The organism is Bradyrhizobium sp. CCBAU 45321 (genome assembly GCF_028128975.1).
Classification (GTDB): Bacteria; Pseudomonadota; Alphaproteobacteria; order Rhizobiales; family Xanthobacteraceae; genus Bradyrhizobium; species Bradyrhizobium yuanmingense.
Map to the genome: position 1 here is coordinate 151,318 of NZ_LFKZ01000123.1, position 18,317 is coordinate 169,634.

Here is an 18,317-nt window from a genome sequence, read left to right on the forward strand (position 1 = left end):
CGCGACATAGCTCGCATGGTCTTGAGATTCAAAACGAGGGCGCTCACCGATTTGTGGTCGAATCCCGCCGATCATTGCCGTGAATTAACACCACACCGCATTCACTTCTGATCTGCTGTTGCCATGTTTGCTCACGACTGCAATTCCGGACGCCCGAAGCCGGGAGTGTGAGCGGGGTTCATCGTTGACCCTCGAGACCAAGAACCATCCAGGAGCGCACGAGGTGGCCGCACCGGCAACACGCCGCGTGCCATGCGTCAACGCTGATCTGGACAGCCGTGGTGGCCGCAACAGGCTGCGACGCGCGAGGAGTGCTCGATGGGTATCGTTCGTTTCGCCTTGCGATTTCCCCACACCTTCTACGTGGTCGCCGCGCTGATCCTGTTCCTCGGCGCAGTCACCCTATTCGCGATGCCGACCGACATCTTTCCGGATATCGACATCCCGGTCGTGACCGTGATCTGGAGTTATACCGGCCTCAGTACGCCGGAAATGGAGCAACGCGTCACCACCTACAGCCAGTACTCGATCAGTTCGAACGTCAACGGCATCAGGAACATCGAGGCACAGACCATGGCTGGCCTGTCGGTGCAGAAGATTTACTTCCAACCCGACGTCAATCTCGACCTCGCCATTTCGCAGATCGTCTCCGCCACCAACGCCATCCGCGCGCTGATGCCGCCCGGCATCCAGGCGCCGGTCGTCGTTCAGTTCAACGCCTCGAGCGTGCCCGTGCTCCAGGTCAGCCTGAGCTCCGATACGCTAAGCGAGCAGCAGCTCTACGACTACGGCATCTATCGCATCCGTCAGCAACTGGCGCCCATTCCGGGCATCACGCTGCCGACGCCATCGGGCGGAAAATACCGCCAGATCATGGTCGATCTCGATCCAGCCAAGCTGGTCGCCAAGGGGCTGACGCCCCTCGACGTCGTCAATGCGGTCAACGCCCAGAACCTGACGTTGCCGGCTGGAACCGCAAAGATGGGGGACAAGCAATATGTCGTCCGGACGAACGCGACGCCTCCATCGATCAAGGACCTGAACAACATCCCGATCAAAGTCGTCAACGGCGCCACAATCTTTGTCAGGGACGTCGGGCAGGTTCACGACGGCTGGCTGGTGCAGCAGAATGTCGTGCGCCAGAACGGCCGCCGTTCCGTGCTGCTCAGCATCATCAAGAACGGCAACGCCTCGACGCTTAGCGTGGTCAACGCGGTTCACAAGGCGCTCGCAGCCGCACGCGCCGCCGCGCCTCCGGGCATGCGTATCGACGAGCTGTTCGATCAGTCGGTGTTCGTCAAGCAATCGGTGGAAGGCGTGCTGCGCGAGGGCGCTATCGCAGCCGCGCTGACAGCGCTGATGATCCTGCTGTTCCTTGGATCATGGCGATCGACGCTCGTGGTGATGATCTCGATTCCGCTATCGATCCTCACATCGCTGATCGTGCTCCACTTCCTCGGGGAGACCTTGAACACGATGACGCTGGGAGGACTGGCGCTCGCCGTCGGTATCCTGGTCGACGATTCTACGGTCACGATCGAGAATACCCATCGCCTGCTCACGGAGGAGGGACAGCCTCTGTCGCAGGCCACGCTGCACGGCGCGGCCGGCATCGCCATACCCACGCTCGTCTCGACCCTGGCGATCAGCTGCGTCTTCACGTCGGTCGTCTTCCTGGAAGGACCGGCCAAATATCTGTTCACGCCGCTGGGCCTTGCGGTGGTCTTCGCGATGCTGGCGTCATACGGGTTGTCGCGGACATTGACGCCGATCATCATCGGTCTCCTGCTCAAGGGCGAGCGCCACGGCGAGACCGGTGCTGAACCACGCGGTCCCTTCGCGCGCTTTCATGCGGCCTTCGAGCGACATTTCGAGGCGATGCGCCATGCCTATTCGCATATCCTGACCGGATTGATCGAGCATCGCTTCATCATTCCTGCGGGCATGGTCGCCGTTCTGGCACTGGGCCTCGTGCTGTTCCCCATGGTCGGCCGCGATTTCTTCCCGGTCATCGACGGGGGACAGATCCAGCTCCATGTGCGCGCGCCGGCCGGAAGCCGGATCGAGAATACCGAGGCGATCTTTCAGCAGGTCGAGGACAAGATCCGCGAGATCGTTCCGGAGAGGGATCGCGCGCTGATCGTCGACAATATCGGCCTGCCCGCGCGCTCCTATAATCTGGCATTCAGCGACGGTTCGACCATCGGCGTCAACGATGGCGTCATCCTGGTTTCGCTGAGGGAAGGCCACCGGCCAACGGCCGACTACGTGCGCAAGCTGCGCGAGGCCCTGCCAGCTGCGTTTCCCGAAGACACTTTTTACTTCCAGGCAGCCGACATCGTCACCCAGATCCTCAATTTCGGGCTGCCGGCCCAGATCGACGTGCGAACCGTGGGCTACGACAAGGCAAACAACCTGAAGGTCGCCACCGAGCTGCGCCGGCGTCTCGCCGCGATCCCGGGAATCGCCGACGTCCATCTCCAGCAGGAGGTCAACGCACCGGCCTTTTACGCGAATATCGACCGCACCCGCGCTGCGCAGCTGGGGCTCAATGCCGACACGATCGCAAGCAACCTCAACGTCAGCCTGAGCTCTTCGGAGCAGGTCATGCCGAATTTCTGGACCGACCCTACCTCCGGCATTCCCTATTACTTGGCCGTGCAGACGCCCGAGCGGCAGATCGCATCGCTCAACGATCTCGCCAACACGCCGGTATCGACCTCGCTGGCGTCACTGCAGACTGACACGCCCATTCCCGGCTTGCTTGGCAACGTCGCCACATTCCAGCGCGGCACGATCCCGACCAACGCCAACCAGGCCAATGTGCAGCCGGTCTACGAGGTTTATGCCAGTGTCCAGGACCGCGATCTCGGCAGCGTGGCGAGCGACATCGCCAAGGTAACGGCCGATCTTCAGAAGCAGCTCAAGCCCGGCAACACGATCCAGGTCACCGGCCAGATCCAGAGCATGAACAGTGCCTTCATCAACCTCGGCACAGGACTGCTGTTCGCCGCCGTGCTCGTCTACCTGCTCATGGTCGTGAATTACCAGAATTTCGGCGATCCCTTGGTCGTCATTCTGGCCTTGCCGGCCACGCTCTGCGGCATCCTGACCATGCTGTTCGTGACCAGCACGACACTCAATGTGCCCTCGCTGATGGGAGCGATCATGGCGGTCGGCGTCGCCTCGGCGAACTCGATCCTGCTCGTGACCTTTGCCCGCGAGCAGCAGCTCGCAGGCAAGACCGCCTTTAAAGCGGCGGTCGAGGCCGGCCATACCCGAATCCGGCCCGTTCTGATGACCGCGGCCGCGATGATCGTCGGCATGATCCCGATGGCGATCGGCGCCGCCGGCGAGGAACAGAACGCCGCGCTGGCCCGCGCCGTCATCGGGGGGCTTCTGTTCGCAACGCCGACCACGCTGCTGGTCGTGCCTTACCTCTTCGCGGTTCTTCGCAAGGGCAATGACGGGAAGACACACCACGGGGTATTCGACGAGGTGCTGGAATGAACTTCAACAGACCAATCGAACCCGAGCGCCTGGCCGAACCTGGTCAGAACCAGGACGTCACACCTCGAGGGCAGACTCGTCGGGGAGGGCGCCTCGCCGGCTTTAGCCTGATCCTCATTTCCGGCGCGCTGCTGGCGGCGGGGGCCTGGCGCCAATATGCCGAGCACCGCCAGGTCCTAGCGACAGCCGAGCAGCAACGAGATTTTGTTCCGCAAGTCCGTGTGGCCGCCGTCGAGCCCGCCGATCAAGTCGAGGTCGTCGAGCTGCCGGCCACGACCTCCGCATTTGCGAGTGCCAACATCTTCGCCCGCGCCAGCGGTTATATCGCCATTCGCGCCGTCGATATCGGCGACCACGTCAAGGCAGGGCAGCTGCTCGCCGAGATCAATGCCCCCGAGCTCGATCACCAGATCGCCCAGGCGGAGGCGACACTCGCCCAGCTCAATTGGTCGTACCAGCAGGCGCAGGCCAACCGGGAACTCGCCAAGGTGACCTGGGACCGCGATCGGCCGCTGGTCGACAAGGGATGGGTGACCGCGCAGCAGGGCACTATCGACGAGCAGACACTGAAGGCCCAGGAGGCGGCGGTATCGGTGGCGCAGGCGAACATCACGGCCGAGCAGGCGCAGTTGCAGGTGCTCCGCCAGCAGAAGCTGTATCAGCGCGTAGTGGCTCCGTTCGACGGCGTCATCACCCAGCGCAATGTCGACGTCGGCAGCCTGGTCCAGGCCGATGCCACCTCGGGCACGTTCATGTTCACGCTCCAGCAGGGCAGCGTCATCCGTACCCAGGTGTTCGTGCCGCAGGACGCCGCATTCAACCTCAGGCCTGGCATTGCCGCGATCGTCCACGTACCCGAGATCCCGGACCGGACCTTTCCCGGGACGGTGACCCGGATAGCGGATGCACTCCAGCCCGGCTCGCGGACGCTGCTGACGGAGGTCGATATCCCGAATCCCGATGCGGCGCTCACGTCGGGGATCTACTGCACCGTGGAACTTCGTATCCCACGCCGGACGCCAAGCTTCCAAATTTCGGCTGACGCGGTGATCTTCAATGCCAAAGGAATGCAAGTCGCCGTGGTCGCGAATGGAATCGTGCATTTCAGGACGATCCACGTGCTGCGCGATCTCGGCCGTCAGCTCGAAGTCGACAGCGGGGTCGAGCGCGGGGATCACATCATTCTCAATCCGTCGGTGGACCTTGCCGACGGAGCCAAGGTGCAAATCCGGACGACGAGCGCCGCTTCATAGGTCGGCTAGGCCGGATCGACCGGCAGAAGGTGAGTAGTGGTTCGAGGCACGGCGCGGCCGGACCAGTCTGGACCCGCGTATCCGTGATTCGCATAAGGTATATTATGGAATATCTTTATGTACAATCAGATCAGTTATTTAGGCGCAATTGCTGACATCCGACCTTCGCCAAAACCTTTATCTCCGTCCGCGTCGGCCGTCGTCTTAGCTCTTGACGTCTACTGTGCATGGGGTTGTTTTTCAGGTTTTGAATCGGGGTCGAGGTCTGCGAAAGCCGATATTGTCGTGACCTTGTCCGGCTGCAATAAGCGAGGCATCCGCGAGATCGCAGATGACCTTAAGGCCGACCGTCCGTATAGGTTTGCATCTCAGAACAACAACAAACCTTCCGAGGAAGCAGACCCATGGTCCTGTCCACGCGCTTTTCCCGACGCACGCTTCTCAAGGCCTCCGCCGCGAGCGCGGTCCTGGGCGGCCTCGGTGCGCCCCATGTGGCGCGCGCCCAGAGCGCCGAGTTCACTTACAAGTACGCCAATAACTTGCCCGACACACATCCGCTCAACGTCCGTGCCAAGGAGATGGCGGCGGCGATCAAGACCGAGACAGGCGGCAAGTTCGACCTGCAGATCTTCCCGAACAACCAGCTCGGCTCAGACACCGACATGCTGAGCCAGATCCGCTCCGGCGGCGTCGAGTTCTTCACGCTGTCCGGCCTGATCCTGTCGACCCTGGTGCCGGCGGCGTCCATCAACGGCATCGGCTTCGCGTTCCCGGACTACGACACGGTCTGGAAGGCCATGGACGGCGATCTCGGCGCCCATGTCCGCGGCGAGATCAAGAAGGCCGGGCTCGAGGTCATGGACAAGATCTGGGACAACGGCTTCCGCCAGACCACGTCGTCGAGCAAGCCGATCACCGGGCCTGACGACCTCAAGGGCTTCAAGATCCGCGTGCCGGTGTCGCCGCTGTGGACCTCGATGTTCAAGGCGTTCGATGCCGCGCCGGCCTCGATCAATTTCAGCGAGGTTTATTCCGCGCTCCAGACCAGGATCGTCGAGGGTCAGGAGAACCCGCTGGCCATCATCTCGACCGGCAAGCTCTACGAGGTGCAGAAGTACTGCTCGCTGACCAACCACATGTGGGACGGGTTCTGGTTCCTGGCCAACCGCAGAGCCTGGGAAAAGCTGCCGCAGGACGTGCGCACCATCGTCGCCAAGAACATCAATGCCGCCGCCGTCAAGGAGCGTGAGGATACCGCCAAGCTGAACGCCAACCTGCAGCAGGAGCTCGCGGGCAAGGGCCTGGCCTTCAACCAGCCGGCCATCGCGCCGTTCCGCGACAAGCTGCGCTCGGCCGGCTTCTATGCCGAATGGAAGGGCAAATATGGCGATCAGGCCTGGGAGCTTCTGGAGAAGGCCGTCGGCAAGCTGTCGTAGCGCGTTGGGGCCGTCGAGGTCGGTATCAGGATGGCTCACGTCGAGATCGAGGTGACCGAAGTGGTGGGCGAGGTGACGTTGCAGTCCCCTCGCCGACCTTCGCTGCTGGCCTCAGTCGAGCGCGTGCTCGGCCTCATGGTCGAAATCCCCACGGCGATCCTGGTGGTCGCCGAGATCGTGATCCTGTTTGCCGGCGTGGTCGCACGCTATGGCCTGCACCGGCCGCTGATCTGGTCGGACGAGCTCGCCTCGATCCTGTTCCTGTGGCTCGCCATGTTGGGCGCGGCGGTTGCGTTCCGCCGCTCCGAGCACATGCGCATGACGGCGATCGTCGCGAGCGCCAGGCCGGCTATGCGGGCCTATCTCGATCTGGTCGCGACCTCCGCGGCCCTGGCGTTCCTGATCCTGATCGTCTGGCCGGCCTGCGACTACGCCTATGAAGAAAGCTACATCACGACGCCGGCGCTGCAGATCTCCAATATGTGGCGCGCCGCCGCGCTGCCGGCCGGCATTGGCCTGATGGCGGCCTTTGCCCTGCTGCGGCTCGTGCGCGCCGCCGACCACCGGATGGTTGCGGCCGCCGTGCTATCGGTTGCGGTCGTGATCGGCCTGTTCTGGCTGGCCGAGCCATTGCTGCGGCCGCTCGGCAATCTCAACCTCATCATCTTCTTCGTCGGCGTCGCCGGCTTCTGCGTGTTTGCCGGGGTTCCCATTGCGTTCGGCTTTGGTCTTGCGATCTACGGCTATCTCGCGCTGACCACGCGCACGCCGGTCATGGTGCTGATCGGGCGGATGGACGAGGGCATGAGCCACCTCATCCTGCTTTCCGTGCCTTTGTTCGTGTTCTTAGGGTTACTGATCGAGATGACCGGCATGGCGCGGGCCATGGTGGCGTTCCTGGCGAGCCTGCTCGGCCACATCAGGGGCGGCCTGCACTACGTGCTGGTCGGCGCGATGTACCTCGTCTCCGGCATCTCGGGGGCCAAGGCGGCCGACATGGCGGCGGTCGCGCCCGTGCTGTTCCCGGAGATGAAAGAGCGCGGCGCCAAGCCCGGCGATCTCGTCGCGCTGCTTGCGGCCACCGGAGCCCAGACCGAGACCATCCCGCCCAGCCTCGTGCTGATCACAATCGGCTCGGTCACGGGCGTCTCGATCGCCGCCCTCTTCACCGGCGGCCTCCTGCCCGGCGTCGTGCTCGCCGTCACGCTCTGCATGCTGGTGTGGTGGCGCTACCGCCACGAGGACATGAGCCACGTCCGCCGCGCGACGGCATCCGACATCGGCAAGACCTTCGTCGTCGCCCTGCCCGCGCTCGCGCTGCCCTTCGTGATCCGCTATGCCGTGGTCGAGGGCATCGCGACCGCCACCGAAGTCTCCACCATCGGCATCGTCTATGGCGCCCTCGTCGGCCTCCTGATCTACCGCCGCTTCGACTGGCGGCGGCTGTTTCCGATGCTGGTCGAGACCGCCGCGCTGTCGGGTGCGATCCTCCTGATCATCGGCACGGCGACCGGCATGGCCTGGGGCCTGACCCAATCCGGCTTCTCGCGCTCGCTGGCTGCGGCCATGACGGGATTGCCGGGCGGCGCTGCGACCTTCATCGCCGTATCGATCCTGGCCTTCGTCGTTCTCGGCAGCGTGCTGGAGGGCATCCCGGCGATCGTGCTGTTCGGACCGCTGCTGTTTCCGATCGCCCGCGCCGTCGGAGTGCACGAGGTGCACTACGCCATGGTGATCATTCTCGCCATGGGTATCGGGCTATTCGCCCCGCCCTTCGGCATCGGTTATTATGCCGCCTGCGCCATCGGGCGCGTCGATCCGGCCGAAGGCATCAGGTCGATCTGGGGCTATCTGCTGGCGCTGCTGGTGGGATTGATCATCGTCGCGATCTTCCCCTGGATCTCGATCGGATTTCTTTGATGCGGTTTAAGGAGGGTGTCGATGAGTGAGCGACAGAATCCGTACAATATCGGCCTCGACAAGACGCAAGCCAATTATGTCCCGCTGAGCCCGCTGAGCTTCCTGGCGCGCAGCGCCGCGGTCTATCCCGATCACGTCAGCACGGTCTATGAAGGCCGCAGCTTCACCTGGGCGCAGACCTATGAGCGCTGCAAGCGCTTTGCCTCCTGGCTTTCGAGCAAGGGCATCGGCCTCGGCGACACCGTCGCGGCGATGCTGCCCAACATTCCCGCGATGAACGAGGCGCACTTCGCGGTGCCCATGACCGGCGCCGTGCTCAACGCGCTCAACATCCGTCTCGATGCGCCTTCGATCGCGTTCCAGCTCGATCATGGCGGCGCGAAAATCATCCTGGTCGATCCAGAGTTTTCAGGCGTCATCACTGCGGCCCTGGCGCAGATGACCTGCCCCAAGCCGCTGGTGGTCGACGTCGACGATGCATCGTTCAAGGGCGGCACGCGCATCGGCGAGATCGAATACGAGGCAGCCGTCGCCGAAGGCGATCCAGGCTTCGCGCCGATCACGCCGAGCGATGAATGGGACGCGATTGCGCTGAGCTACACCTCGGGCACGACGGGCAATCCCAAGGGCGTCGTCACCCATCATCGCGGCGCCTATCTGAACGCCGTCAGCAACATCCTCGCCGGCAATCTCGGCCAGCATCCGGTCTATCTCTGGACGCTGCCGATGTTCCACTGCAACGGCTGGTGCTTTCCCTGGACCATTGCGGCGGCCGCCGGCATCAATGTCTGCCTGCGCAAGGTCGAGCCGACCAGGATCTTCGAGCTGATCAAGAGCCACGGCGTCACCCATATGTGCGGCGCGCCAATCGTCTACAACACGCTGATCAACGCGCCCGATGCACCAAAGGGCGATGCGGCCCGCCGCGTCGTCGGCCTGATCGCCGGCGCCGCGCCGCCGGTCGCGGTGCTGGAAGGCGCCGAAAGCATCGGCATCAAGCTGACACATGTCTATGGCCTGACCGAGGTCTACGGCCCCGCCTCGGTCTGCGCCGAGCAGCCGGGCTGGGATGACCTGCCCGCCGCCGAGCGCGCGCGCATGAAGCGCCGGCAGGGCGTGCCCTACCCGCTCCAGGAAGCCGTCACCGTGATCAACCCGCAAACGATGCAGCAGGTGCCGCGCGACGGCGAGACCATCGGCGAGGTCATGTTCCGCGGCAACATCGTGATGAAAGGCTACCTGAAGAACGAGAAGGCGACGAAGGAAGCTTTCGAGGGTGGCTGGTTTCATACCGGCGATCTCGGCGTGCTCGACGAGCACGGCTACGTCATCATCAAGGACCGCTCCAAGGACATCATCATCTCCGGCGGCGAGAACATTTCCTCGGTCGAGGTCGAGGACATCCTCTACAAGCACCCGGCCGTGCTGTTCGCGGCCGTGGTGGCAAAGCCCGATCCGAAATGGGGTGAAGTGCCCTGCGCCTTCGTCGAACTGAAAGAGGGCGCCAGTGCCAGCGAGGCGGATATCATCGCCTTCTGCCGCAGCCAGATGTCCGGCTTCAAGACGCCGAAGGCGGTCGTGTTCGGGCCGATCCCGAAGACGTCCACGGGCAAGATCCAAAAGTTCCTGCTGCGCAACGAAGTCGGCTCAGTGAAGGCGATCTCGGCCTGACCAGCGGCCAAAGAAGCTTCCGCCCGCCTGCGGCGGACGGAAGCTCTCTCATCCTCACATCTTCTTGTAGGCGTCGAGCACCGCCTGACCGTCGGCGCCGGCCTTCTTGAGCCAGTCGGCCGTGAGCTGGTCGCCGATCTTCTGGAAGCCGGCCTTCAGTGCCGGGCTCGGCGGCTCGACAGTCATGCCTTTGGCCTTGAGCTGACCGAGGTACCAATTGGCCTTCTCTTCCCAGGCCTTCCAGCCGCGCGTCTCCGCGGTGGCGGCGGCCTTCAGGATGGCTTCCTGGGTCGGCTTGTCGAGCGCCTCGAACGCAGCCTTGTTGACGAAGGTGTAGTTCTTCGGAATCCAGGCCTGCACGTCATAGAAGTATTTGAGCGACTCCCACGCCTTCGAATCGTAGCCGGTGCCGCCCGACGACATGAAGGAGTTCACCACGCCGGTCGCCAACGCCTGTGGCAGTTCCGCGGCCTGGATCGTGACCGATTGCGCGCCGACCAGTTCGCCGATCCGCGCGGTCCCGACATTGTAGGCGCGCCACTTCAGACCCTTCATGTCCTCGATCGTGGCCAGCGGCTTGTTGACGTAGACGCCCTGCGGTGCCCACGGCACCACGAACAGCAGCTTGAGACCTTGCGCGTCGAGCTTCTTGGCGATCGCAGGCTTGGAGGCCTGATACAGCTTCGCCGCCTCGGGGAAGCTGGTCGCGAGGAACGGCACGACGTCGACGCCGAAGATCGGGTCTTCGTTCTCGTGGATCGACAGCAGCACCTCACCCATCTGCGCCTGCCCGGTCACCACGGCGCGCTTGATGTCGGGCGCCTTGAACAGCGAGGCGCCCGGATGAACCGTGATCTGGAGCTTGCCCGAGGTGGCGGCTTCGACGTCCTTGGCGAAGGCGACCAGGTTTTCGGAGTGCGGATTGTCCGCAGGATACGCTGCCGGCAGATTCCATTTGCTCTGAGCCAAGGCAGGTGTCGCGGCCAGCACAACGCCGGCAATCAAGGATGCGTGGAATAAACGAGACATCATTGGGCTTCTCCTCACAGTCGATCTAGAGAACGGGTACGCTCAGTCTGGGAAAGCGAGCTTCGGCAGGAACAACACGATCTGCGGATACTCCGTGATGATGAACACCGCAGCGAGCAAAAGCACGAAGAACGGGAATGCCGCCCGCGCGACCGTGAACGTATCGCGGCCGCTCATGTTCTGGAGCACGAACAGGTTGAACCCGACCGGCGGCGTGATCTGTGCCATCTCGACATGGATGATCAGATAGACGCCGAACCAGACCAGGTCGAGGCCGGCCTGTCTGACCATGGGCAGCACGATCACCGCCGTCAGAACGATCATCGAGATGCCGTCGATCAGGCAACCCAGGATGATGTACATGATGCTCAGATACAGCGCCAGCATGCTCGGCGTGAGGTGCTGCCCCTGGACCCAGGTGGCGAGCGCGGCCGGAATGCCCGTATAGGCCATCGCAGCCGTGGTGTAGGCCGCGCCTGCAAGGATCAGCATGATCATGCAGGTCAGGCGCGTCGCGCTCATGATGCTCTCGAGGAAGTTCTTGCGCGTGAGCGTGCCGCTCCACCACGCCAGCAGCAGCGCGCCGGAAACGCCCCAGGCCGCGCACTCCGTCGCCGTCGCAAAACCGAGAACGAGCGACAGGAACACCGCCAGGATCAGCAGCAGACAGGGCGCGAGCTTGGCTGACTCCCGCAACTTCTGTCGAAACGGCATCGGCGGATCGCGCGGCGGGACCTTGTTGGGATTGAGCAGCGACCAGATGATGATGTAGCCGGAATAGAGCGCGATCACGAGCAATCCCGGCAGGAAGCCGCCGAGAAACACTTGAAGCACGGAGACGTTCGCCGTGACGGCATAGACCACCATCGGAATCGACGGCGGGATCAGCAGGCCGAGCGTGCCCGAGCCCGCCAGCGATCCGAGGCTCAGGCCCTTGTCGTAGCCGCGCTTGTCGAGCTCCGGCAGCGCGATCTTGCCGATCGTCGCGCAGGTCGCCGCCGACGAGCCGGATACCGCCGCGAAAATGCCGCAGCCGATCACGTTCACATGTGTCAGCCGTCCCGGCAGCCACTGCACCCAGGGCGACAGGCCGCGGAACATTTCCTCCGACAATTTGGTACGGAAGAGAATCTCTCCCATCCAGATGAACAACGGTAGCGCCGCCAGCGTCCACGATGAGCTCGCGCTCCAGGTGGTGGTCGCAAGTACGGTGCCGAGCGGCAGGCTCGTGGTGAGCGCCATCGCCACGAAGCCGACCAGTCCCAGCGAGACCGCGATCCAGACGCCGCTTCCCAGCAGCAGGATCATGACGCCGAGCAGGATGAAGGACAGCTCGATCATGCCGAGATTGGCCATGGTCAGCCTCCACCGCCCTGCGAGATGCGCTCAACGAACTCTTCCGGAGTCTCGTCGGGCGAGCCCTTCTCGTAGCTCGGACGGTTGCCGCCGATGACGTTGACCATCTCGTCGATCAGCGCGATCGAGAGGATCACGAGGCCGCCGGCGAAGCCGAGCTGGGGCATCCAGAGCGGAAGCGCGACCACGCCCTGCGCCACGTCGTTGAAGCGCCAGGAATCGTAGGTCATCTGCACCGCATGACGGGTGAAGTAGAGGATGAAGGCGGCGGCAATGCCGAGCGCCACGACCTCCGCGATCTGCTTGGTCCGCCCGTGCAGACGTTCCAGCAGCAGGCCGACGCGGATCATCTCTCCGCGCTTGAAGGTGTGAGCGAGACCAAGGAACGCCATCGCCGCCATGCACCAAGACGCAAAATCATCGCCGGCGGGAATGTTGAGCGCAAACTGGCGCCCGACCGACATCACCATCATGATTGCGAAGATCGCGACCAGGAAGACGCCCGCGGCATAGCCCGCGCCGAGATAAAGGAGGTCCAGAGCGCGTCGCACCGCTCCTTGAGTCGCTACATCGTTCTCTGCCAACGCAATCCCCATCCTCACACGCGGCGATTCGACCGACCGATTGCACTGGGTTGTGCCGGTTCCGTTTTGAGTATCGCCCTGCCCAGCGCCTGTCTTTCAGACGTTAGATCAACATGATGGGGCCGACGCAAGCAAGGTCTATGCCGGCTGGCCGCAGAATTTCCACCGCGGGCTTAGTGCGTCTCCAGCCGCAGCCCATCATAGGCTGGCACCACGCCAGGGGGCAGCGACTGCCGGATGACCTCGTAATCGACGTCGGCGGTCATGTTGGTGATGACCGCGCGCTTCGGCTTGAAGCGCTCGATCCAGGACAGCGCATCGTTGATGCTGAAATGACTGACATGGCTGGTGTAGCGCAGGCCGTCGACGATCCAGAGATCGAGATCTTCCAGCGCCCCCCAGCTCTCGCGCGGGATGTCGTTGAGGTCTGGCGTATAGGCCGCATCCCCGATGCGGTAACCGAGGGCGGGAATGTTGCCGTGCTGCACCAGAAAGGCGGTCATCGTCACCGCGCCGCCCTTCCCCAGAATGGTCTGGCTTTCTCCCGCCTCGATCGAATGCCGCGTCAGGATCGGCGGATAATCGCTGCCCTCGGGCGAGATGAAGCAATAGGAGAACCGCGACAGGATGTCCTTGGCGGTCGACTGGTTGAAATAGGTCGGAATGCGCCGGCGCATGTGCATGACGACCGAGCGCAGGTCATCCATGCCGTGGGTCTGGTCGGCATGTTCGTGGGTGAGGAACACCGCGTCGATGTGGTCGACATTGGTCGAGAGCAATTGTTCGCGCAGGTCCGGCGAGGTGTCGATCACGATGCGTGTCGTGCCGTGCTCGGACGTCCGTTCGACCAACAGCGAGCAGCGGCGACGGCGGTTCTTGGGATTGCTGGGATCGCAGGCGCCCCAGCCGAGCGCCGGGCGCGGCACGCCGGCGGAGGAGCCGCAGCCCAGGATCGTCAGCGTCAGCGTCATGTGGCTCCCAGTCTCAAGCTTTCACCTTCGAGAACAGGCGGAAGAAGTTTTCGCTGGTCTGACGCGAGATCTCGTCAAGGGACACGCCGCGCGTCTCGGCGAGCACTTTTGCGACCTCGACCACGTAGGCCGGCTCGTTGCGCTTGCCCCGAAATTTGCCGGGCGCAAGATAGGGCGAGTCTGTTTCAACCAGGATACGATCGGGCGGCAGTTCGGCTGCGATCGCGCGTAAGGCCTCCGATTTCTTGAAGGTCAGGATTCCCGTGAAGCCGATATAGAGCCCGAGCGACACCGCCTTCAGTGCCAGCTCGCGCCCGCCCGTGTAACAATGGAGCACGGCGCGAAACGATCCCTTTGCGGCCTCCTCTTCCAGGATGCGCGCGCAGTCCTCGTCGGCCTCGCGGGTATGGATCACCAGCGGCAGGCCGGTGGTGCGGGCGGCGGCGATGTGGGCGCGAAAGCCCCTCGCCTGCGCCTCCGGCGAGCCGTTGTCGTAGAAATAATCGAGCCCGGCCTCGCCGAGCGCGACGACCTTGGGATGCTGGGTCAGCCCAATCAGCTCGTCCGGCGCGATGCCGTCCTCCTCGTCCGCATGATGCGGATGGGTGCCGACCGAGCAATAGACGTCGTCATAGCGCTCCGCGATGGCGAGCAGGTCCTTTAGCCGCCGGACCCGCGTCGAGATCGTGACCATGCGGACGATACCGGCGGCTCGCGCCCGCGACACGATCCCGTCGAGATCTTCCGCAAAGTCCGGAAAATCCAGATGGCAATGACTGTCGACCAGCATCGTGCGAACGCCTTCAGGCCGCCGGCTCGACGTAGCGCGGGAACGCCGGCATCGGCGCCGGCAGCGTCGAACCGGGCGCGATGCGCTTCGCGCCGCCGAGCATGTTAAAATTGCGCTCGGCTTCGGGGATGCCGAGGCTGTCGAGCAGCTTGCCGGAGGCGGTCGGCATCGCGGGCTGAGCCAGGATCGCGATCTGGCGCACGACTTCGGCGGTGACGTAGAGCACCGTCTTCTGCCTGGCCGGATCCGTCTTGGCGAGCGCCCACGGCGCTTCACCCGCAAAATAGCGGTTGGCCTCCGCGACCACGGCCCAGACGGTGTTGAGCCATTGATGAATCTGCTGCGTCGCCATGGCTTCACGCGAGGCCGCGATCATGCCGTCAGCCATCCCCAGGATCGCCTTGTCGTTGTCGCTGAACTCGCCGGGCTCGGGCAGCACGCCGCCGAGCTGTTTTGCGATCATCGACAGCGAGCGCTGCGCGAGATTGCCGAGATCGTTGGCGAGATCGGCGTTGATGCGCGCGACGATAGCCTCGTGGTTGTAATTGCCGTCCTGGCCGAACGGCACCTCGCGCAGGAAGAAGTAGCGCAACTGGTCGACGCCGTACTGGTCGGCGAGGTTGAAGGGATCGACAGTGTTGCCGACCGACTTCGACATCTTCTCGCCCCTGTTGAACAGGAAGCCGTGGGCATAGACCCGCTTCGGCAGCGGGATGCCCGCCGACAAAAGGAAGGCCGGCCAATACACCGCATGGAAGCGGATGATGTCCTTGCCGATGACGTGCACGTCGGCCGGCCAATAGCGCCAATTCCTGTCGCTCTCTTCGGGGAAACCGACGCCGGTAATGTAGTTGGTCAGCGCATCGACCCAGACATACATCACGTGCTCTTCGTCGCCGGGCACCTTCACGCCCCAATCGAACGTGGTGCGCGAGATCGAAAGATCGCGCAGGCCGCCCTTGACGAAGCTCACGACCTCGTTCTTGCGGGAATCCGGCCCGATGAAATCGGGCTGATCCGCATAGAGCTTGAGCAGCTTGTCCTGATACGCCGACAAGCGGAAGAAATAGCTCTTCTCCTCCACCCATTCCACAGGCGTGCCCTGCGGCCCCAAGCGCACGCCGTCATCGTTCACGCGCGTCTCGTCCTCGGCGTAATAGGCCTCGTCACGGACCGAGTACCAGCCCGAATAGGTGTCGGCGTAGATGTCGCCATTCGCTTCCATGCGGCGCCAGATCTCCTGGCTGGAGCGGTGATGCTGCTCCTCGGTGGTGCGGATGAAGCGGTCGAACGACACGTCTAGGCGCTCGTCCATCTCCTTGAAGCGGCCGGCATTGCGCGTCGCGAGCGCAGCGGTGGACATGCCTTCGCTCGCCGCCGTCTGAATCATCTTCTGTCCGTGCTCGTCGGTGCCGGTCAAAAAGAACACATCCTTGCCGTCGAGCCGCGCAAAGCGCGCCAGCGCGTCGGTCGCGATCGCCTCATAGGCATGACCGATATGCGGGCTGCCGTTGGGATAGGCGATCGCGGTCGTGATGTAGAACACGTTGTCGCGCGGGGCGACCACCGCAGGCGCGGCAGCTTGCGGAGAAGCGACGGGCTTCGGCGCGCGCGGGGCCTTGGACTTCGGCGCCTTTGGCTTCACAGGCGCGACGGGAGTCGGTGCGGCGGTCACGGCAGGCGCAACCGCCCTTTTCGCGGCCTTCTTCGCCGGAGCCTTGGCCGGCTTTGTGGCAGCCTGCTTCACCGCCTTCTTGGCGACGACCTGCTTCTTTGCGGCCTTCTTTGCGGCGCCCTTCTTCACGCTCTTCTTGACGGCAGCCTTCTTGGTCTTCTTGACCTTCTTGGCAGCTTTGGCCGCGCGCGCCTTGGCCTTTTTCGCCGCTTTCTTGACGGCCTTCTTCGCAGCCTTCTTGCCGCTCTTGCGTTTGACGGATTTCTTAGCTCGCGTTGCCACCACGAATTCCTTTACCGGCTTCTCGAATTTTGGAAACGGCTCGGCGTTCCGTTATTGTTTTGCGCATGATCTTTTCGGAAAACCGCTGCGCACTTTTCCGGATCATGCTTTAGCGCGTTGCGTCCGCCAGCCAGCCGAACACCGAGAAAACCAAGGGCTTTCGCTCCAGATTGTAGGTTTCGGTGTCGCGCGCGGCGCGGACGATCTTTTCCCATACCTCAGCTAGCCGCGCAAGGCGCGGCAGGTTCTGGTTGGCATTGGCCTCATCCGCATGCAGGCGCTCCGCAATCCAGCGGTCGATGCCGTCGATGAAGGCCGCAAGCGCCACGCGGTCGCTGGTGCCGAGCGAATCGCCGAGCGTGTGCAATTCGCGCGGATCGACCTGCGGCAGGCGCGCGAGCAGCGCCGCCGTGCGCTGCTGAAGCTTCAGGGCCTCGCCACCGAGCAACGTCAGCGTCCGTGCGACGCTGCCCTCGGAGGCCTCGGCCGCCTCGCGCAGCGCGGCATCGTTCGGATCGAGCTCAGCCGCCGAAGCGGCGGCGCCGATCACATCGTTCGTGGCGAGCGGCCGCAGGCGCAGCTTGCGGCAGCGCGACTGGATCGTGGCGAGCACCCGCGCGGGCGCGTGGCTCACCAGCAGGAACAGCGATTGTTGCGGCGGCTCCTCGAGAATCTTCAGAAGCGCGTTGGCCGCGTTCGGATTGAGCTCGTCGACGGTGTCGACGATGCAGACGCGCCAGCCTTCGGCCGCGGCGGTCGAGCCGAAAAAACCGATCGTCTCGCGCGTCTCGTCCACGGTGATCACGGTGCGCATCACGCCGCGCTCGTTGGCGGTGCGCTCGAGCGTCAGCAGGCCGCCATGCGAGCCGGCCGCCACCTGCCGCGCCACGGCGTCGTCGTGATCGATCGCAAGGCTTTCGGCGCGCTGCACGGCCGGCGCCAGCGGCTGCGCATGGGTGAGCACGAAGCGCGCCATGCGATAGGCCAGCGTCGCCTTGCCGATCCCCTGTGGCCCGCCGATCAGCCAGGCATGCGGAATGCGTCCGCTGCGATAGGCATCAAGCAGCGCGGCCTCCGCCTCGCGATGGCCGAACAACTGCGACGTCTCGCGCGGATGCGGTATGGCGGTTTCGCGCTCGGCCTGACGCGGGCTCATACCGACACCACTGACGCAGGCGTTGGCAGCAGGCGCTCACGCAGTGCCGTCCAGACGCGCGCGGCGACCGTGTCCGGATCGGAATTGGCGTCGATCAGCACGCAGCGCGCGGGATCCTCCGCCGCGATCTTGCGATAGGCTTCGCGGAGGTCCTGGTGGAAGCTGAGCTTCTCGGCCTCGAACCTGTCGGGCGTGCCGCTGCCGCGGCGCGCGGCGGCACGTTGCAGGCCGATCTCGACCGGCAAATCGAGGATGATGGTGAGGTCCGGCTTGAGGTCGCCGATCGTCACCCTTTGCATCGCGTTGATCAGGCCATCGGGCACCTGGCCGAGGCTGCCCTGATACGCCCGCGTCGAGTCCGCGAAGCGGTCGCACAGCACCCAGACGCCCTGGCTCAGCGCCGGCTGGATCACGGTGCGGACATGGTCATCGCGTGCGGCGGCAAACAGCAGCGTCTCGGCCTCGGGGCCGAGCAGCTTGCCCATGCCCGACAGCACCAGATGACGCATGATTTCAGCGCCCGGCGAGCCGCCCGGCTCCCGCGTCACGCGGATGCGCAGCTTTGCCGCCTTGAGGCGGTCGGCGAGCTTCTTGATCTGGGTCGACTTGCCCGTGCCCTCGCCGCCTTCAAAGGTGATGAAGCGTCCCCGTCCGGACGGTCGCTGTGCAGCGCTCTCACTCATG

13 protein-coding genes are annotated in these 18,317 nt (G+C 64.0%); 5 read left to right on the top strand and 8 right to left on the bottom strand.

Features of this window, described 5'->3' with window-relative positions:
* Positions 1-318 precede the first annotated feature (318 nt).
* From ACM43_RS19815 to ACM43_RS19835, 5 genes are all read left to right on the top strand, one after another.
* On the top strand, positions 319-3,510 hold the full coding sequence (locus ACM43_RS19815) for an efflux RND transporter permease subunit (protein WP_271542210.1): 3,192 nt from the start codon (positions 319-321) through the stop codon (positions 3,508-3,510).
* Positions 3,507-4,763, top strand: a complete 1,257-nt coding sequence (locus ACM43_RS19820; protein ID WP_271542211.1) for an efflux RND transporter periplasmic adaptor subunit — start codon at positions 3,507-3,509, stop codon at positions 4,761-4,763. The genes ACM43_RS19815 and ACM43_RS19820 overlap by 4 nt, the downstream gene beginning before the upstream one ends.
* Positions 4,764-5,167: 404 nt before the next feature.
* On the top strand, positions 5,168-6,199 hold the full coding sequence (locus ACM43_RS19825; RefSeq protein ID WP_271542212.1) for a TRAP transporter substrate-binding protein: 1,032 nt from the start codon (positions 5,168-5,170) through the stop codon (positions 6,197-6,199).
* A gap of 30 nt (positions 6,200-6,229) precedes the next feature.
* Positions 6,230-8,119 carry a TRAP transporter large permease gene (locus ACM43_RS19830; RefSeq protein ID WP_271542213.1) on the top strand — a complete coding sequence of 630 codons (1,890 nt, stop codon included), beginning with the start codon at positions 6,230-6,232 and terminating at the stop codon, positions 8,117-8,119.
* A gap of 21 nt (positions 8,120-8,140) precedes the next feature.
* Entirely contained in the window at positions 8,141-9,790 is a 1,650-nt protein-coding gene (locus tag ACM43_RS19835) for an acyl-CoA synthetase (protein ID WP_271542214.1), read from the top strand.
* A gap of 54 nt (positions 9,791-9,844) precedes the next feature.
* Here ACM43_RS19835 and ACM43_RS19840 read toward each other — a convergent pair whose 3' ends face one another.
* The 8 genes from ACM43_RS19840 to tmk form a co-directional block, all read right to left on the bottom strand.
* Complete coding sequence (locus tag ACM43_RS19840) at positions 9,845-10,822, bottom strand: TRAP transporter substrate-binding protein (RefSeq protein ID WP_157284432.1); 978 nt, start codon at positions 10,820-10,822, stop codon at positions 9,845-9,847.
* A gap of 39 nt (positions 10,823-10,861) precedes the next feature.
* Positions 10,862-12,175, bottom strand: a complete 1,314-nt coding sequence (locus ACM43_RS19845) for a TRAP transporter large permease (RefSeq protein WP_157284434.1) — start codon at positions 12,173-12,175, stop codon at positions 10,862-10,864.
* Between the two features lie 2 nt (positions 12,176-12,177).
* On the bottom strand, positions 12,178-12,771 hold the full coding sequence (locus ACM43_RS19850) for a TRAP transporter small permease (RefSeq protein WP_271542215.1): 594 nt from the start codon (positions 12,769-12,771) through the stop codon (positions 12,178-12,180).
* A 161-nt stretch (positions 12,772-12,932) separates the two neighbouring features.
* Positions 12,933-13,730: an MBL fold metallo-hydrolase gene (locus ACM43_RS19855; protein WP_157284438.1), complete on the bottom strand. Its 798-nt coding sequence runs from the start codon at positions 13,728-13,730 to the stop codon at positions 12,933-12,935.
* Positions 13,731-13,743: 13 nt separating this feature from the next.
* Positions 13,744-14,520, bottom strand: coding sequence for a TatD family hydrolase (locus ACM43_RS19860; protein WP_271542216.1), 777 nt, complete (start codon positions 14,518-14,520; stop codon positions 13,744-13,746).
* A gap of 13 nt (positions 14,521-14,533) precedes the next feature.
* A complete protein-coding gene (metG, locus tag ACM43_RS19865; RefSeq protein WP_271542217.1) occupies positions 14,534-16,477 on the bottom strand; it encodes a methionine--tRNA ligase in 1,944 nt (647 codons plus the stop codon).
* Positions 16,478-16,586: 109 nt separating this feature from the next.
* Positions 16,587-17,633, bottom strand: coding sequence for a DNA polymerase III subunit delta' (locus tag ACM43_RS19870; protein ID WP_225142001.1), 1,047 nt, complete (start codon positions 17,631-17,633; stop codon positions 16,587-16,589).
* The gene (gene tmk, locus ACM43_RS19875; protein WP_271542218.1) at positions 17,630-18,316 is read right to left on the bottom strand and encodes a dTMP kinase; all 687 of its coding nucleotides are present in this window, start codon (positions 18,314-18,316) and stop codon (positions 17,630-17,632) included. The genes ACM43_RS19870 and tmk overlap by 4 nt, the downstream gene beginning before the upstream one ends.
* Position 18,317 lies beyond the last annotated feature (1 nt).

Excerpts from the sequence above, each read along its gene's own strand:
- ACM43_RS19835 (WP_271542214.1), top strand. The coding sequence starts at position 8,141 with ATGAGTGAGCGACAGAATCCGTACAATATCGGCCTCGACAAGACGCAA.
- ACM43_RS19815 (WP_271542210.1), top strand. The coding sequence starts at position 319 with ATGGGTATCGTTCGTTTCGCCTTGCGATTTCCCCACACCTTCTACGTG.
- ACM43_RS19850 (WP_271542215.1), bottom strand. The coding sequence starts at position 12,771 with ATGGGGATTGCGTTGGCAGAGAACGATGTAGCGACTCAAGGAGCGGTG.
- ACM43_RS19840 (WP_157284432.1), bottom strand. The coding sequence starts at position 10,822 with ATGATGTCTCGTTTATTCCACGCATCCTTGATTGCCGGCGTTGTGCTG.
- ACM43_RS19845 (WP_157284434.1), bottom strand. The coding sequence starts at position 12,175 with ATGGCCAATCTCGGCATGATCGAGCTGTCCTTCATCCTGCTCGGCGTC.
- ACM43_RS19870 (WP_225142001.1), bottom strand. The coding sequence starts at position 17,633 with ATGAGCCCGCGTCAGGCCGAGCGCGAAACCGCCATACCGCATCCGCGC.
- ACM43_RS19825 (WP_271542212.1), top strand. The coding sequence starts at position 5,168 with ATGGTCCTGTCCACGCGCTTTTCCCGACGCACGCTTCTCAAGGCCTCC.
- ACM43_RS19860 (WP_271542216.1), bottom strand. The coding sequence starts at position 14,520 with ATGCTGGTCGACAGTCATTGCCATCTGGATTTTCCGGACTTTGCGGAA.
- ACM43_RS19820 (WP_271542211.1), top strand. The coding sequence starts at position 3,507 with ATGAACTTCAACAGACCAATCGAACCCGAGCGCCTGGCCGAACCTGGT.
- ACM43_RS19855 (WP_157284438.1), bottom strand. The coding sequence starts at position 13,730 with ATGACGCTGACGCTGACGATCCTGGGCTGCGGCTCCTCCGCCGGCGTG.
- ACM43_RS19830 (WP_271542213.1), top strand. The coding sequence starts at position 6,230 with ATGGCTCACGTCGAGATCGAGGTGACCGAAGTGGTGGGCGAGGTGACG.
- tmk (WP_271542218.1), bottom strand. The coding sequence starts at position 18,316 with ATGAGTGAGAGCGCTGCACAGCGACCGTCCGGACGGGGACGCTTCATC.